At 70.8% G+C, this 15,191-nt stretch carries 13 protein-coding genes; 10 read left to right on the plus strand and 3 right to left on the minus strand.

Going from position 1 to position 15,191, the window contains the following annotated elements; all coding sequences use genetic code 11:
* Window positions 1-14 precede the first annotated feature (14 nt).
* The 4 genes from dnaJ (at window position 15) to ABS735_RS00105 (ending at window position 4,188) form a co-directional block, all read left to right on the plus strand.
* Window positions 15-1,208 carry a molecular chaperone DnaJ gene (gene dnaJ, locus ABS735_RS00090; protein WP_373904871.1) on the plus strand — a complete coding sequence of 398 codons (1,194 nt, stop codon included), beginning with the start codon at window positions 15-17 and terminating at the stop codon, window positions 1,206-1,208.
* A 5-nt stretch (window positions 1,209-1,213) separates the two neighbouring features.
* Window positions 1,214-1,669, plus strand: coding sequence for a heat shock protein transcriptional repressor HspR (locus ABS735_RS00095; RefSeq protein WP_061443442.1), 456 nt, complete (start codon window positions 1,214-1,216; stop codon window positions 1,667-1,669).
* A gap of 212 nt (window positions 1,670-1,881) precedes the next feature.
* Complete coding sequence (locus ABS735_RS00100) at window positions 1,882-3,000, plus strand: sugar ABC transporter substrate-binding protein (protein ID WP_373904872.1); 1,119 nt, start codon at window positions 1,882-1,884, stop codon at window positions 2,998-3,000.
* Window positions 3,001-3,150: 150 nt separating this feature from the next.
* Window positions 3,151-4,188, plus strand: coding sequence for a helix-turn-helix transcriptional regulator (locus tag ABS735_RS00105; protein ID WP_373904873.1), 1,038 nt, complete (start codon window positions 3,151-3,153; stop codon window positions 4,186-4,188).
* Here ABS735_RS00105 and ABS735_RS00110 read toward each other — a convergent pair.
* Window positions 4,151-5,134 carry a helix-turn-helix transcriptional regulator gene (locus tag ABS735_RS00110; protein ID WP_373904874.1) on the minus strand — a complete coding sequence of 328 codons (984 nt, stop codon included), beginning with the start codon at window positions 5,132-5,134 and terminating at the stop codon, window positions 4,151-4,153. The genes ABS735_RS00105 and ABS735_RS00110 overlap by 38 nt on opposite strands.
* Window positions 5,135-5,159: 25 nt before the next feature.
* Window positions 5,160-6,173: a helix-turn-helix transcriptional regulator gene (locus tag ABS735_RS00115; RefSeq protein ID WP_373904875.1), complete on the minus strand. Its 1,014-nt coding sequence runs from the start codon at window positions 6,171-6,173 to the stop codon at window positions 5,160-5,162.
* A gap of 295 nt (window positions 6,174-6,468) precedes the next feature.
* Between ABS735_RS00115 and ABS735_RS00120 the strand changes: the two genes are divergently transcribed.
* From ABS735_RS00120 to ABS735_RS00130, 3 genes are all read left to right on the plus strand, one after another.
* On the plus strand, window positions 6,469-6,804 hold the full coding sequence (locus ABS735_RS00120; RefSeq protein WP_007451819.1) for a Rieske (2Fe-2S) protein: 336 nt from the start codon (window positions 6,469-6,471) through the stop codon (window positions 6,802-6,804).
* A gap of 322 nt (window positions 6,805-7,126) precedes the next feature.
* Entirely contained in the window at window positions 7,127-9,724 is a 2,598-nt protein-coding gene (clpB, locus tag ABS735_RS00125; RefSeq protein WP_373904876.1) for an ATP-dependent chaperone ClpB, read from the plus strand.
* 171 nt (window positions 9,725-9,895) lie between these two features.
* Window positions 9,896-10,432, plus strand: a complete 537-nt coding sequence (locus tag ABS735_RS00130) for a YbjN domain-containing protein (protein WP_373904877.1) — start codon at window positions 9,896-9,898, stop codon at window positions 10,430-10,432.
* A gap of 76 nt (window positions 10,433-10,508) precedes the next feature.
* On the opposite strand, the gene ABS735_RS00135 is transcribed toward ABS735_RS00130, so the two are convergent.
* Window positions 10,509-11,720, minus strand: coding sequence for a pyridoxal phosphate-dependent aminotransferase (locus tag ABS735_RS00135; protein WP_373904878.1), 1,212 nt, complete (start codon window positions 11,718-11,720; stop codon window positions 10,509-10,511).
* A gap of 192 nt (window positions 11,721-11,912) precedes the next feature.
* On the opposite strand from ABS735_RS00135, the gene ABS735_RS00140 reads away from it, so the two are divergent.
* The 3 genes from ABS735_RS00140 (at window position 11,913) to ABS735_RS00150 (ending at window position 14,966) form a co-directional block, all read left to right on the plus strand.
* Entirely contained in the window at window positions 11,913-12,230 is a 318-nt protein-coding gene (locus ABS735_RS00140) for a hypothetical protein (RefSeq protein WP_373904879.1), read from the plus strand.
* A 398-nt stretch (window positions 12,231-12,628) separates the two neighbouring features.
* Window positions 12,629-13,165 carry a DUF2617 family protein gene (locus ABS735_RS00145; protein WP_373904880.1) on the plus strand — a complete coding sequence of 179 codons (537 nt, stop codon included), beginning with the start codon at window positions 12,629-12,631 and terminating at the stop codon, window positions 13,163-13,165.
* 145 nt (window positions 13,166-13,310) lie between these two features.
* On the plus strand, window positions 13,311-14,966 hold the full coding sequence (locus ABS735_RS00150; protein WP_373904881.1) for a polyamine aminopropyltransferase: 1,656 nt from the start codon (window positions 13,311-13,313) through the stop codon (window positions 14,964-14,966).
* The last annotated feature ends 225 nt before the right edge of the window (window positions 14,967-15,191 follow it).

Raw genomic sequence — 15,191 nt, forward strand, 5'->3', positions numbered from 1 at the left:
GAGGGACGTCGGGGATGAGTACGAAGGACTTCATCGAGAAGGACTACTACAAGGTTCTCGGCGTCCCCAAGGACGCCACCGAGGCCGAGATCAAGAAGGCGTACCGGAAGCTCGCCCGCGAGAACCACCCGGACGCCAACAAGGGAAACGTCAAGGCGGAGGAGCGCTTCAAGGAGATCTCCGAGGCCAACGACATCCTCGGTGACCCCAAGAAGCGCAAGGAGTACGACGAGGCCCGCAGCCTCTTCGGCAACGGCGGTTTCCGGCCGGGGCCGGGCGCGGGCGGCGGCACCTTCAACTTCGACCTGGGCGACCTCTTCGGAGGCGGCGCCCAGGGCGGGGGCCAGGGTGGCGCCGGCGGCTTCGGCGGCGGCCTCGGGGACGTCTTCGGCGGCCTGTTCAACCGCACCGGCGGTTCGCCGGGTGGCGGCACGCGCACGCAGCCGCGGCGCGGGCAGGACATCGAGTCCGAGGTCACCCTGAGCTTCATCGAGGCCATCGAGGGCGCGACCGTGCCGCTGCGGATGTCCTCGCAGGCGCCCTGCAAGGCCTGTTCGGGCACCGGCGACAAGAACGGCACACCGCGCGTGTGCCCGACCTGTGTCGGCACCGGGCAGGTCGCCCGGGGTTCGGGCGGCGGCTTCTCGCTCACCGACCCGTGCCCGGACTGCAAGGGCCGCGGGCTGATCGCCGAGGACCCCTGTGACGTCTGCAAGGGCTCCGGACGCGCCAAGTCCTCGCGGACGATGCAGGTCCGTATCCCCGCCGGGGTGTCGGACGGGCAGCGCATCCGGCTGCGCGGCAAGGGCACGCCGGGCGAGCGGGGCGGCCCCGCGGGCGACCTGTACGTGGTCGTGCACGTCAAGGAACACCCCGTCTTCGGCCGCAGGGGCGACAACCTCACCGTCACCGTCCCGGTCACCTACGCCGAGGCGGCCCTCGGCGGCGAGGTCAGGGTCCCGACCCTGGGCGGTCCGCCCGTCACGCTGAAGCTGCCGGCGGGCACGCCGGGCGGCCGTACCATGCGGGCCCGGGGCAAGGGCGCGGTCCGCAAGGACGGCACCCGCGGCGACCTCCTGGTCACCGTGGAGGTGAGTGTTCCGAAGGATCTGACGGGGAAGGCTCGTGACGCGCTCGAGGCGTATCGCGAGGCGACCGCGGACGAGGATCCGCGGGCGGAGTTGTTCCAGGCCGCGAAGGGAGCTTGACGGGAATGGACGGTCGTCGACGCAACCCGTACGAACTGACCGAGGACACCCCGGTCTACGTCATCTCGGTGGCGGCCCAGCTCTCCGGACTGCACCCGCAGACCCTGCGGCAGTACGACCGTCTCGGCCTGGTCTCCCCCGACCGCACGGCCGGCCGCGGCCGGCGCTACTCGGCGCGTGACATCGAACTGCTCCGGCAGGTTCAGCAGTTGTCGCAGGACGAGGGCATCAACCTGGCCGGAATCAAGCGCATCATCGAGCTGGAGAACCAGGTCGCCGCGCTCCAGGCCCGGGCGGCGGAGCTGGCCGCCGCGCTCGACGGCGCGGCCACGGCGATGCGTCAGCGCGAGGCCGCGGTACACGCGTCCTACCGCCGTGACCTGGTCCCTTACCAAGAGGTACAGCAGACCAGCGCCCTGGTGGTCTGGCGGCCCAAGCGCCACGGCCAGTCATCGGACTGACAGGCGGCACAAGGGAAACGGCATCGCAGGCCCCGGAGGACAGACCCGTCCTCCGGGGCTTGTTCACAACGGTGCTGTCTCATTGGTCTAGTACTTCTTGACGATTTGGTGAAGACAGCGTTGGCTTCCTTCACCAGGGGCGCCAGGGTCACCCGAGTTGCCCGGGGTCCCCGGTTCACCAACCACACCCGTGTGTCGGAAGGCAAAGCGCAGTGAGTAGCCGTGCCCGTCGTATCGCCATATCCGTGGCCGCGTCCCTGATGACCTTCTCGCTGGCCTCCTGCGGTGTGCTGGGCGCGTCGGAGAGCAGCGACGACGCGAGCCCGACCAAGGGCAACGACCTCACCGTCGGGTTGCTGCTGCCGGAGAAGGAGAACACGCGCTACGAGCAGTTCGACTACCCCTTCTTCAAGGCGAAGGTCGGTGACCTCACCCGCGACGAGGGCAACGTCAAGTACGCCAACGCCGAGGCCAGCGCGGCCAAGCAGGCCCAGCAGATGCAGCAGATGGTCGACGACAAGGTCGACGTGATCGTGCTGGACGCGGTCGACGCGCACGCCATCGCGGACGGCGTGCAGAAGGCCAAGGACGCGGGCATCCCCGTGATCGCCTACGACCGGCTCGCCGAGGGCCCGATCGACGCCTACATCTCCTTCGACAACGAGCTGGTCGGTGAGGTCCAGGGCCGCTCGCTGATCGAGGCGCTCGGCGGCGACCCGAACAGCTCCGACAAGATCGTCATGATGAACGGCTCGTCGACCGACCCCAACGCCAAGCAGTTCAAGGCGGGCGCGCTGTCCGAGCTGAACGGCAAGCTGACGATCGCCCAGTCCTTCGACACCAAGGACTGGAAGCCGGAGAACGCCGAGGCGAACATGACCGAGGCGATCGAGAAGATCGGCAAGAAGAACATCGCGGGCGTCTACTCCGCCAACGACGGCATGGCCGGCGGCATCATCAAGGCCCTCGAGGACGCGGGCGTCACGGACCTGCCCCCGATCACCGGCCAGGACGCGGAACTCTCGGCGGTGCAGCGGATCGTCGCCGACGAGCAGTACATGAGCGTGTACAAGTCCTATCCGCAGGAGGCCGAGAACGCCGCGGAGATGGCCGTGGCGCGGGTCCAGGGCCGTGACATCCAGTTCGAAGCGCTCGCCCGCGACAAGGTCGACAGCCCCACCCACAAGGGCATCCCCGCCCAGCTCGTCCCCGTCGTCGCCCTCACCAAGGACAACATCGAGGACACGGTCGTCGCGGAGGGGTTCTACAAGGTCACCGACATCTGCACCGCCAAGTACGCCGACGCGTGCGCGGAGGTCGGGCTGAAGTAGCCCGCGTCCCGTCCCGTTCCCACGGCTCGGGTATTTCGGTGGCAACCGGCCCATTTCGTCCCCCGCTCCGTGCGGAGCCTTGTTGCGGAGCCGGTCCCGGCCGCGCATAGTTGCGCTGCGGAAGAGCCGGAACCGGGGGTGGGATGGGCGATGGCCGGGCACGGGGCTCAGGAGCACCCGCACGGGGCCGACCGGCTGTGCGCGGCCGGGGACCGCTTGTACTCCCGGGCCGTCAGACGCGGCCGAGTGCCGCGCCGTGACGCCGAGCCGGTCCCCTGCCTCCTCGAACTGGCCCTGCTGCACCCCGACCCCGACGACATGGACTGGCTGGTGCCGACCTCCCCGCAGGAGGTCATGACGCGGCTGCTGCGCGGGGTCCACGAGGAGGTCAGCGCCAGTCAGCGGCGGGTGGGTTCGGCGGTGGAGGCCTTCGAGTGGTACGCGGGCCTCGGCCGGCTGCTCCAGGACCCGGCCGGCACGGAGAGCACGGCGATCCGGGTCCTCGACGGACTGTCCCGCATCCAGGCCGCGATGGACGAGGCGACGCAGGCCTGTACGACGGAGGTGCTCACCGTCCAGCCCGGCGGCATCCGGCGCGAGCACGAGCTGTCGGAGGGGCTGCACCGGGCGCTGGCGCTGCGCGGGCGCGGGGTGCGGATGCGGGACCTGTACACGCACGTGGCCCGGCACGGGCAGGGCCTGCTCAACTACCTGGAGCTGATGGGCGAGGCGGTGGAGGCCCGCACCCTGGACGAGGTCATCGACCGCCTCATCCTCTTCGACCGCACGGTGGCCTTCATCCCCGCCAACACCGATCGCACGATGGCCCTGGAACTGCGCCACCCCGCCCTGATCTCCTACCTGGTCACGGTCTTCGAACGCCTGTGGCGCCTGGCGATCCCGTTGACGGCCCCGCTCCCCGACACCGGCATCGAGGGCATCTCCCACCGCGAGCAGTCCATCGCGGCGCTCCTCGCGGAGGGCCACCAGGACGCGGTGATCGCGGAACGTCTCGGCATCAGCGTCCGCACGGCCCGCGCCCACATCGCCCGCCTGTCGGAGACCCTGGGCGCCGCCAGCCGCACGCAGTTGGGCGTGCGCATAGCCCAGGCCGGACTGGACGGCTCCCCGCGGACCGTCCCCGCGCCCGTCATCCTTCCCGGTCGAGAATCCCCGACTGCCCGATGAGATACCCGAGCTGAGCCCGGCTCTCGCTGCCGAGGATGGCGGCGAGTTTGGCGATGTGGACCCGCGCGGTACGGACGTTCATGCCGAGGCGCTCGGCGACGTCGGAGTCGGTGTGTCCCTCGACGAGGAGGGCGGCTATGGCGCGTTGGCGGGGGGTGATGCCGTTGAGGGTGGGCGGGTGGACCGCTTGGGGGTGCATGGGGGTGGCGAGGTGCCAGAGGCGGTCGAAGGTGTTGACGAAGTAGGCGATGAGGGCGGGGTGGCGGACTTCGAGGGCGAGTGAGCGGTCGGCGCTGGCGGGGATGAAGGCGACGGTGCGGTCGACGACGATGAGGCGTTCGGTCACCTCGTCGAGCGTGCGGGCCTCCACGTCGCCGGTCAGTTGCTCGTAGCGGGCGCGTGTGTAGGGGGCGTGGCGGATGGTGTGCTGGTACAACGCCCGGACGCGGGCGCCGCGATCGAGGAAGGCCTGGTCCCGCTTCATGGCCCCTTCGAGTATGTCGGGGCGCTTGGTGACGTGTGAGTCGTGCGGCTGGATCGCGAGGAGTTCTCTTCTGCCTTCGGCCATGGCTTCTTCGATGGCCTGGCTCGTCCGTCTCTTGCTGCTGAGGATTCTGAGCGCCGGGGTGTCCTCGTCGGCGGCGTTGCGTGCGCCCAGGCGCATGAGGGGCTCGAAGATGTCGGCCATGCGTTGCCCGCGACGCCGCTCGTCGGCGATGCGGTCCTCCGAGGAGCGCAGCAGGCGCTGCAGGGCGACGGCCGGCGGGACGGGCTCGAGCCGGTCCAGGTCGTCGATTGCGGGGTGGAGCATCCCGTTGTCGATCAGGCAGGGTGCCGTTGCCGCCTCGACGCTGGGAAGGTGTCCTTCCCGCAGGGCGCGGGCGTAGATTTCCAGGCCCGCATCACACAGCTCCTCCGTTTCGTGGTGATGCACCTCTGGGGTCACGTGTGGCTCTCTTCGTCGGTTGGGATCAGTGATCCTTCTCCAGGATCCCGGACTGAGCTATGAGGAAACCGAGTTGGGCGCGACTGCCACTGCCCAGAACCTGGGCGAGCTTGGCGATGTGCGCGCGGCAGGTGCGCACGTTCATCCCCAGGCGGCGGGCGATGGCCTCGTCGACGTGGCCTTCGACCAGTAGCTTCGCGATCGAGTGCTGGATCTCGGTTATGCCGTCCGAGGCGGGTTCGTAGGGGGCGCCGGCACTCAGCGGTACCGCGCGGCTCCAGATGAACTCGAAGACCCGTACCAGGTACTGGACCAGGCCGGGATGGCGGAGCTCCAGCGCGACCTGCCGGTCTTCACGGACGGGAAGGAATGCGACCGTCCCGTCGCAGATGATGAGCCGCTCCACGAGTTCGTCGATGGTTCGGTACTCCACCTTGCCGTCCGCGAACTGATCCGCATAGGCGATCCTGTCCGGACTGTATCGGGCGGTGTGCTGGTAGAGGGTACGGATGCGGACGCCTCGATCGATCAGGGGTTTGTCTCGCTCCAGGCCCTCCATCAGACGCTTCTCCGGGCGGCGGTGGCTGCTCGGCTGGATCGTGAGTACCTCGGTGTGGCACTGGGCCGTCGCCAGGTCCAGTGCCGCGTTGATGCGGTCGAGACCTTCCAGGACCGTGATGGAGTGACCTGGGCTCGTCTCCTGGGCACTGATGTCCATGAACGGCTCGAAGAGGTCGGCCAGGGCTATGGACTGCCGTCGGTGCTCAGTGATCTCGCGTTCGATCGGATTGAGCCGTTGGGCCAGTGCTACCGACGGCGGAACCGGGCGCATCCAGTCGCCGTCGTCGGGGTCGAGGTGGAGCAGCGCCAAGTCCACCAGGCACGGAGCGGATTCGGCATCGGCCCTGAGTACGCGACCGGCCCGGAGAGCATCGGCGTAGAGGCGGCGCCCCTCGGAGCACAGCTCATACGTCGAATGGGGATGCTCCGGATTGGTCCCATTTATCACTGAATATCCACCCCCCAGGGTCCTGAACATGCAGGAACATGATGCACCGATTGTGTGGCCATGACGTGCCTGAATGAGCCATCGTCTTATCGGACGGGGGAACGAGGGACCATCAAGTGAGGACGAAGCCGACTATGCGTATGAGAATGCTTCGCTCGGTGCTTGTTGCTGCCTTCTCCACCGTTGTGGCCTTCGGCGCGCTGGCCGGCCTCTCAGGTGGGACAAGCAGCGAGCACGAGGCGGGTGGCACTCACTCGGCGGCGGTTGGGGTCGCGGGCGAGAAGCCCGAGTCCCTTCCGGCCGACACCGTGTGGGACTGATCGACATGACGACGCCACCTGACGACCGCTCCTTCCGGCGAGAAATGGCCACCGCCTACCGCTCCGGCTGGCACTTCATCGACCTGGTCACCGCGATCCCGCACGCCGGTGACTCCCTGATGGTGACCGTCTTCGGCGAGCCGGTCGTCGTCACGCTGGACGAGGACGGCGACGTGCGGGCGTACCGGTGTCTGCGGCGGCCTCGGGGGGCGCCGCAGCCTGTGCGGTGTGCCATCCGGTACGGAATGATTTTTGTGAACCTGGATCAGCGGGACCACCGGCTCGAGCAGCCGGACGTCCCCGAAGTGAGGACCATCTCGGCCACCCCCCGCAGTGCCTGACGCGATTCCCCCGTCGCAACAGATCGCTCAGGTGCTTCCCCCCGGCAGCGGCGTCACCGTGACCTGAACACGGTGACGCCGCTGTCGCATGTGCGGACATCTCGCGAAACCCGCCGGTTCTGCGGCTGGCCGAAAAAGCTCTCGTGCGGCGCGGTTCGGTCCCCGTGAGCACCCCCGTGCCACCACCCTGGTGCCCCCCGGCGGGAACACGTGTCCCCCGTCCCTTGAGTGGAATAGACTCAACTTTGTGTACGTTGGATGAGTCAGCACTGGGAGACAAGGCCGGACCGCCGACGGCCGACGCGAGGAGGAGAGCCAGAACGTGGACGCCGAGCTGACCAACCGGAGCCGGGACGCGATCAACGCGGCCAGCAACCGGGCCGTGACCGAGGGAAACGCCGACCTCACCCCCGCCCACCTGCTCCTTGCGCTGCTCCAGGGGCAGGACAACGAGAACATCACCGACCTGCTCGCCGCCGTCGAGGCCGACCTCGCCGTCGTACGCTCCGGCGCCGAGCGCATCGTCGGCGGGCTGCCCAGCGTGACCGGGTCCACCGTCGCGCCCCCGCAGCCCAGCCGTGAGATGCTCGCCGTGGTCGCCGACGCCCAGGCCCGCGCCAAGGAACTCGGGGACGAGTACCTCTCCACCGAGCACCTGCTCCTCGGCATCGCCGCGAAGGGCGGCGCGGCCGGTGAGGTACTGGAGGGGCAGGGAGCCAGTGCGAAGAAGCTGCAGGAGGCCTTCCGCAAGGCGAGGGGAGGGCGACGCGTGACCACCGCCGACCCCGAGGGCCAGTACAAGGCCCTGGAGAAGTTCGGCACCGACCTCACCGCCGCCGCACGGGACGGGAAGCTCGACCCCGTCATCGGGCGTGACCAGGAGATCCGGCGGGTGGTCCAGGTGCTCAGCCGGCGGACCAAGAACAACCCCGTTCTCATCGGCGAGCCCGGCGTCGGCAAGACCGCCGTCGTCGAAGGGCTCGCCCAGCGGATCATCAAGGGGGACGTGCCCGAGTCGCTGAAGGACAAGCGGCTGGTGGCGCTGGACCTCGGGGCCATGGTCGCCGGCGCCAAGTACCGCGGTGAGTTCGAGGAGCGGCTGAAGACCGTGCTCGCCGAGATCAAGGACTCCGACGGGCAGATCGTCACCTTCATCGACGAGCTGCACACCGTCGTCGGTGCCGGGGCCGGCGGGGACTCCGCCATGGACGCCGGGAACATGCTCAAGCCGATGCTCGCGCGCGGTGAGCTGCGCATGGTCGGCGCCACCACCCTCGACGAGTACCGGGAGCGGATCGAGAAGGACCCCGCCCTGGAGCGGCGCTTCCAGCAGGTGCTGGTCGCCGAGCCCACCGTCGAGGACTCGATCGCCATCCTGCGCGGGCTCAAGGGCCGCTACGAGGCCCACCACAAGGTGCAGATCGCGGACAGCGCGCTGGTGGCCGCGGCCAGTCTCTCCGACCGGTACATCACCTCCCGCTTCCTGCCCGACAAGGCCATCGACCTCGTCGACGAGGCCGCCTCCCGGCTGCGCATGGAGATCGACTCCTCGCCCGTCGAGATCGACGAACTCCAGCGCGCCGTCGACCGGCTGAAGATGGAGGAGCTGGCGATCGGCAAGGAGACCGACGCCGCCTCCCTCGAACGCCTGGAGCGGCTGCGGCGCGACCTCGCCGACAAGGAGGAGGAGCTGCGGGGCCTCAACGCCCGCTGGGAGAAGGAGAAGCAGTCCCTCAACCGGGTCGGCGAGCTGAAGGAGAAGCTCGACGAACTGCGCGGGCAGGCCGAACGCGCCCAGCGCGACGGCGACTTCGACACCGCCAGCAAGCTGCTCTACGGCGAGATCCCCACCCTGGAGCGGGACCTGGAGGCCGCCTCCGAGGCCGAGGAGGAGGTCGCCAGGGACACCATGGTCAAGGAGGAGGTCGGCGCCGACGACATCGCGGACGTCGTCGCCTCCTGGACCGGCATCCCCGCCGGGCGGCTGATGGAGGGGGAGACGCAGAAGCTGCTGCGCATGGAGGACGAGCTCGGCAAGCGGCTCATCGGGCAGACCGAAGCCGTACGGGCCGTCTCCGACGCCGTACGCCGCTCCCGCGCCGGGATCGCCGACCCCGACCGGCCGACCGGGTCGTTCCTCTTCCTCGGCCCGACCGGTGTCGGCAAGACCGAGCTGGCCAAGGCGCTCGCCGACTTCCTCTTTGACGACGAGCGGGCCATGGTCCGTATCGACATGAGCGAGTACAGCGAGAAGCACAGCGTCGCCAGGCTCGTGGGCGCCCCGCCCGGATACGTGGGGTACGAGGAGGGCGGCCAGCTCACCGAGGCCGTGCGGCGGCGGCCGTACACCGTCGTGCTGCTCGACGAGGTGGAGAAGGCGCACCCCGAGGTCTTCGACATCCTGCTCCAGGTGCTGGACGACGGGCGCCTCACCGACGGGCAGGGCCGCACCGTCGACTTCCGCAACACCATCCTGGTGCTCACCTCCAACCTGGGCAGCCAGTACCTGGTCGACCCGACGACCGGCGAGGCGGAGAAGAAGCAGCAGGTCCTGGAGGTGGTGCGGTCCTCCTTCAAGCCGGAGTTCCTCAACCGGCTCGACGACCTGGTGGTCTTCTCGGCGCTGAGCAAGGACGAGCTGAGCCGGATCGCGCGGCTGCAGATCAACGGCCTGGCCCGGCGGCTCGCCGAACGCCGCCTCACCCTGGAGGTCACCGAAGAGGCCCTCGCCTGGCTGGCGGAGGAGGGCAACGACCCGGCCTACGGCGCCCGCCCGCTGCGCCGCCTCGTCCAGACCGCGATCGGCGACCGGCTCGCCCGGGAGATCCTCTCCGGCGAGATCAAGGACGGCGACACGGTCCGCGTGGACCGCTTCGGCGAGGACCTGATCGTGGGTCCGGCGAGCGGCAAGACGCTGTAGCCGGCCGCCGCGCCCGCCCCGGCGACCTGTCTCATCGGGTTGCCGGGGCCCCGAGGGGGTACCCGACCGGCCGGATCAAGTCAGCCCAGGGCTGACAGGCCCACGGCGGGCTTGCCACGCCCCTCCCCGCATGGGGGAGGATGGCCAGATCCGTACGAAGGGAAATTCACGGTGAGCATCGACCCGTCCTCGATTCCGAACTTCGGGGGCAAGCAGCCCGAGCCGCAGCCCCAAGGACCGGCGGGCCCCGTCGTCCCGGATCAGGATCTTGTGAAGCAGCTCCTCGAACAGATGGAGCTGAAGTACGTCGTCGACGACGAGGGCGACCTCGCGGCGCCGTGGGAGCAGTTCCGCACGTACTTCATGTTCCGCGGCGAGGGTGACCAGCAGGTCTTCTCGGTGCGGACGTTCTACGACCGGCCCCACCAGATCGACGAGAAGCCGCAGCTGCTCGAGTCGGTCGACGACTGGAACCGGCGCACGCTGTGGCCCAAGGTGTACTCCCACACCCACGACGACGGCACGGTCCGCCTGATCGGCGAGGCGCAGATGCTGATCGGCATGGGCGTCAGCCTGGAGCACTTCGTCTCCTCGACGGTCAGCTGGGTGCGGGCCGCCATCGAGTTCGACCGGTGGCTCGTGGAGCAGCTCGGTCTGGAGCAGGACGTCAACGAGGCGGACAAGCCGACCGACGAGGACGGCGAGTAGTCCGTCCCCGCGGCACGCATCAGGAGAGCCCGGCGCCCGCGGCAGCGGGGGCCGGGCTCTCTCCTTCCCGCGCGGCTCACCCGGCCGGCGTCTTCAGCCGCCGCACGGCCTCCTCCAGCACCGGGGTCCGCTTGCAGAACGCGAACCGCACGAAGGGCGCGCCCTCCTCCCGGTGGTCGTAGAAGACCGCGTTGGGGACGGCGACGACGCCCGCGCGCTCGGGCAGGGAGCGGCAGAAGGCGAAGCCGTCGCGCTCGCCCAGCGGGCGGATGTCGGTGGTGACGAAGTACGTCCCGGCGGGCCGGTACACGCCGAAGCCCGCCTCGGCCAGCCCCGTCGCCAGCAGGTCCCGCTTGCCTTCCATGTCCTCCCGGTAGGCGGCGAAGTACGACTCCGGCAGCGCGAGCGCCTCGGCGACCGCGTACTGGAAGGGCCCCGAGGCCACGTACGTCAAGTACTGCTTGGCCGAGCGGACCGCCGTGAGCAGGGCGGGCGCGGCGGTGACCCAGCCGACCTTCCAGCCGGTGAACGAGAAGGTCTTGCCGGCCGACCCGATGGTCACCGTGCGCTCCCGCATCCCCGGGAAGGACGCCAGGGGGATGTGCTCGGCCGTGCCGAAGACCAGGTGCTCGTAGACCTCGTCGGTCACCACCAGCAGGTCCCGCTCCACGGCCAGCTCGGCGATCGCGGTCAGTTCCGCGCGGGTCAGGACCGTGCCCGTCGGGTTGTGCGGGGTGTTCAGCAGCAGGAGGCGGGTGCGGTCGGTGACCGCGTCGCGCAGCTCGTCCAGGTCCAGGCGGAAGCAGCCCTCCGCGCCCGGCGCGTCCCCCGTGTGCGGGCGCAGCGTCACGGGCACGCGCGTGCCGCCCGCCATCGCGATGCAGGCCGCGTACGAGTCGTAGTACGGCTCCAGTGCCACGACCTCGTCGCCGGGCTCGACCAGGGCCAGCAGGGCGGCGGCGATGGCCTCCGTGGCGCCGGCGGTGACCAGGACCTCGGTGTCGGGGTCGTAGGACAGGCCGTAGCGGCGGTGCTGGTGGCCGGCGACGGCGGCGCGCAGCTCGGGGACGCCGGGGCCCGGCGGGTACTGGTTGCCGCGCCCGTCGCGCAGTGCCCGCACGGCGGCCTCGCGGACCTCTTCGGGGCCGTCGGTGTCGGGGAAGCCCTGACCGAGGTTGATCGCTCCGGTCCGCACCGCCAGGGCGGACATCTCGGCGAAGATCGTCGTCCCGAACTCCGCGAGCCGGCGGTTCAGGAGGGGGCGGGCGCTGGAGCTCATCGAGGTCATGGCGGTCATCCTGCGCCGAAGCTCTGGACTTCCTCAACTCTGCTTTGGGGCGTGGCGGCGAGGGGCATCTCCCGTTCACGCCGGTGAGCTCCACGGCGGGATCCACAGGCAACCGATACGCAGCGAGGCGTCCGACGGGGGATTGCTTCGGGGGACTTCCGGGCGTGCCCGGAAGGGAAGGAGGGCGGAGTCGTGGTCACAGGCATCATCCTGTTCGTGGTCGCAGCCCTGGTGATCAGGGGACTCGTGGTGCGCCGGCGCGCTCCCCGCACCGTGCGGAGCAGGGGCGGGCGGGCGGCCACGCGCTGGTCCGGCACCGGCGCCGGCGGGGGCGGCGACAGCGGCGGAGGCGGCGACGACAGCTGGTGGGTCGGCGGCGGGGACGGCTCGTCCTCGGGCGGACACCACTCGGGCGGACACCATTCGGGCCACTCCTGCGGTGGCGGCTCGTCCTGCGGAGGCGGGTCGTCCTGCGGGGGAGGGGGCGGCGGATGCGGTGGAGGCAGCTGACACGGGGCAGCTGAGCTCCGGCAGGGGGAACCGCATCCCCTTCGCGGGGCCCACTCCTGGGACCGGGCCCCGCGTCCGCACCCAGAGCGCCCGCCGGGACGCACTCCCGGTGGGCGCTCCCACGCCCCGGCGCACTCCGTACGGGCGGGGTGTGCGCCCTGGTTGAACAGTTGAGCTGTGGAGCCCCCTGAGGGATGGAAACGTCACGAAGTTGGGTAAAAACGCTGTGGCGGCGCCACCGTTCGTGATTCGCTCTCACTCATCAACGCAGCTCCTCGGACGACCTGTTGACCCCCCTCCTGACCGGCCGACTGGGCTGAGCGGGCCGCATCCCCGGCAGTGCCCCGGATGCGCAGGCCCCACACCTTCCTCTCCTTGTGTGCTTGCGGAGCCGATCCATGCTCACGACCCTGACAACCGCCTACACCGACACCCGCGCCGCCGACCTGGCCTGGGCCCTGGGGCGCGAGCCGCTGCCCGCGCTCGCCTGCCTGGACGTCGAACTGACGGACGCGAAACTGCAGTTGAGACTTCTGGGCGCCTCCCACCAAGTCCTGCTCGAGGAGGAGAGGGGCAGTTGTTCGGAGACGGTGGCGTGCATTCCGGGCAGCAGCACCCCTCTCCCGCTCGGCGTCGCCAAGCGGGTGGGCGACTGGGAGTACGAGTTCGCCGCCCGCGTGGAGGTGCTGTCGCCGGGCTCCTTCGCCGGCCGCGCCCAGGAACTGCTCGCCCTGGTCTCCGACCACCCGCACGGCCTGGCCGGGGTCTTCCCCGGCAGCCCGCACGCCTTCACCGCGCTGCTGGCCCAGCGGCGCGAGGGGCAGGTGCACTGGCGGACCTGGCACGCCTATCCGCAGGACGGCCAGTTGGTGGCGACCCGGACGCGGGTGGGCGTGCGGGTGCCGACATCGCAGCTCAGCCCGTCCGCGGTGTGAGCGGGCGGGTGCCGACTGGGTGAGCGGGTGAGGGCCCGGGCGTGTGAGCGTGTGAGGTCCGGATAAACCTGTGGTGCCCGACGGGACTCGAGTTTCACACGTGTGGGTGACGAAGCGCAGTGCGGACGTGACGTAACGTCACTCCGTGATCGAACCGCACGCGCCCGCCCCGCCCGGCTCTCCGCCGTCCTGGGGCGGCCCCTGCGGTCCCGAAGCACCCGCGCGATTGCCCGTCCGTCCGGCCGTCGGGCGGTTCCTGGTACTGGCGGGCGTGTTCGTGTGCGCGGCCTGCGGGCTCGTGTACGAACTCGAACTCGTCGCGCTCGCCTCGTACCTGATCGGCGACTCGGTCACCCAGGCGTCCGTCGTCCTGTCCGTCATGGTCTTCGCCATGGGCCTCGGCTCGCTCGCCGCCAAACGCCTGCGCGGCCTCGCGGCAGCCGGCTTCGGCGCGCTCGAGGCCACCCTCGCCCTCGTCGGCGGCTCCAGCGCGATGGTGCTGTACGCCGTCTTCGCCTGGACCGGCGGCTGGGGCGGCCTGTGGGCCGACGGCCCGCGCGTCCTGCTGGTCGCCTTCTCCCTGGCCATCGGCGTGCTGATCGGCGCCGAGGTGCCGCTGCTGATGGAGCTGATCCAACGCGTCCGCAGGCAGGATCCGGGCGGTGCCGTCGCCGACCTGTTCGCCGCGGACTACGTCGGCGCGCTCGTCGGCGGCCTCGCCTTCCCGTTCGTGCTGCTGCCCTTCCTCGGCCAGCTCACCGGCGCGCTGCTGACCGGCACCGTCAACGCGGCCGTCGGCGCCGCCCTGGTCCTCGGTCTGTTCCGGCGGGACCTGACCCGCCGGGCGCGCTGGCTGCTGCTGACCGCCAACGCGGTCGTCCTCGCGCTCCTCGCCACGGCGACCGTCCTCGCCGACGACTTCGAACGCGCCGCCCGGCAGGCCGTGTACGGCCAGGACGTCCGCGTGGCCGTGCGGACCGACGTACAGGAGGTCGTCCTCACCGGCGACACCGACGGCCGGCCCCTCGACCTGTTCCTGGACGGCCGGCTGCGGGTGCGCGGCAGCGACGAGCGGCGCTACCACGAGGCGTTGGTGCACCCCGCCATGAACGGCCCCCACGCGCGCGTGCTCGTCCTCGGCGGCGGCGACGGCCTCGCCGCCCGGGAGGTCCTGCGCCACCCCGGCGTACGCCGCGTCGACGTCGTCGACCTCGACCCCCAGCTCGCCCGGCTGGCCCGGTACGACCCCGGCCTGTCCGCCCTCAACGAGCACGCCTACGGCGACGCGCGCGTCCACGTCACCACGGGCGACGCCTTCCACCGGCTGCGCTCGGCACCCTCCGCGACGTACGACGTGGTGATCTCGGACCTGCCCGACCCGTCCGTCACGGCCAGTACGAAGCTGTACTCGCAGGAGTTCTACGGCCTGCTGCGTCGGGTGCTCGCGCCCGACGGGCGGCTGGTGGTCCACGCGGGCCCGGTCTCCGCGCACCCCCGGGCCTTCTGGACGGTGGACGCCACCCTCCGCGCGGCCGGCCTGCCGGCCGCCGCCTACCGCGTCGGCGCCCGCGACCCCGGCGGCTTGGCGCCCGGCCCCGACCGCACGACCGGGACCCGGAGCGCCCCCCGCGGCTGGGGCTTCCTCCTGGCCGGCCGGACACTCCCCGTCCTGCGCCTCGACCCGGTGGCCCCCCGACCGCGCACCCTCACCCCGGGGTCCCTGGCCCGGGACGCCCGCGACGCGGCCCGCACCCGGATCCCGGGACTGCCGCCTTCCACGCTGGTGCACCCGCGGTACTGAGCCCGGCGCGCGGGTGCCGCGACCACGATCCTCCACGTCCCCGTGCGGCGGCCCGACCCTCCCCCGGGTACGGGACGGACCGCCACACCCCCCTGTGGATCGCTCGCACCGAGAACCTACGGCCGCCCCGCACGGTACGGAATCCGGCGGTGGGTGGAGACCGGACCCAACCCGGCGCGGTAGCCGGCCGGTTCCTGCAACTTCCGCGGTACGGCGGAAGGAGGA

Source organism: Streptomyces sp. MMCC 100, assembly GCF_041538145.2.
GTDB lineage: Bacteria > Actinomycetota > Actinomycetes > Streptomycetales > Streptomycetaceae > Streptomyces.

Excerpts from the sequence above, each read along its gene's own strand:
- ABS735_RS00095 (WP_061443442.1), top strand. The coding sequence starts at position 1,214 with ATGGACGGTCGTCGACGCAACCCGTACGAACTGACCGAGGACACCCCG.
- ABS735_RS00145 (WP_373904880.1), top strand. The coding sequence starts at position 12,629 with ATGCTCACGACCCTGACAACCGCCTACACCGACACCCGCGCCGCCGAC.
- ABS735_RS00115 (WP_373904875.1), bottom strand. The coding sequence starts at position 6,173 with ATGTTCAGGACCCTGGGGGGTGGATATTCAGTGATAAATGGGACCAAT.
- ABS735_RS00105 (WP_373904873.1), top strand. The coding sequence starts at position 3,151 with ATGGCCGGGCACGGGGCTCAGGAGCACCCGCACGGGGCCGACCGGCTG.
- ABS735_RS00135 (WP_373904878.1), bottom strand. The coding sequence starts at position 11,720 with ATGACCTCGATGAGCTCCAGCGCCCGCCCCCTCCTGAACCGCCGGCTC.
- dnaJ (WP_373904871.1), top strand. The coding sequence starts at position 15 with ATGAGTACGAAGGACTTCATCGAGAAGGACTACTACAAGGTTCTCGGC.
- ABS735_RS00120 (WP_007451819.1), top strand. The coding sequence starts at position 6,469 with ATGACGACGCCACCTGACGACCGCTCCTTCCGGCGAGAAATGGCCACC.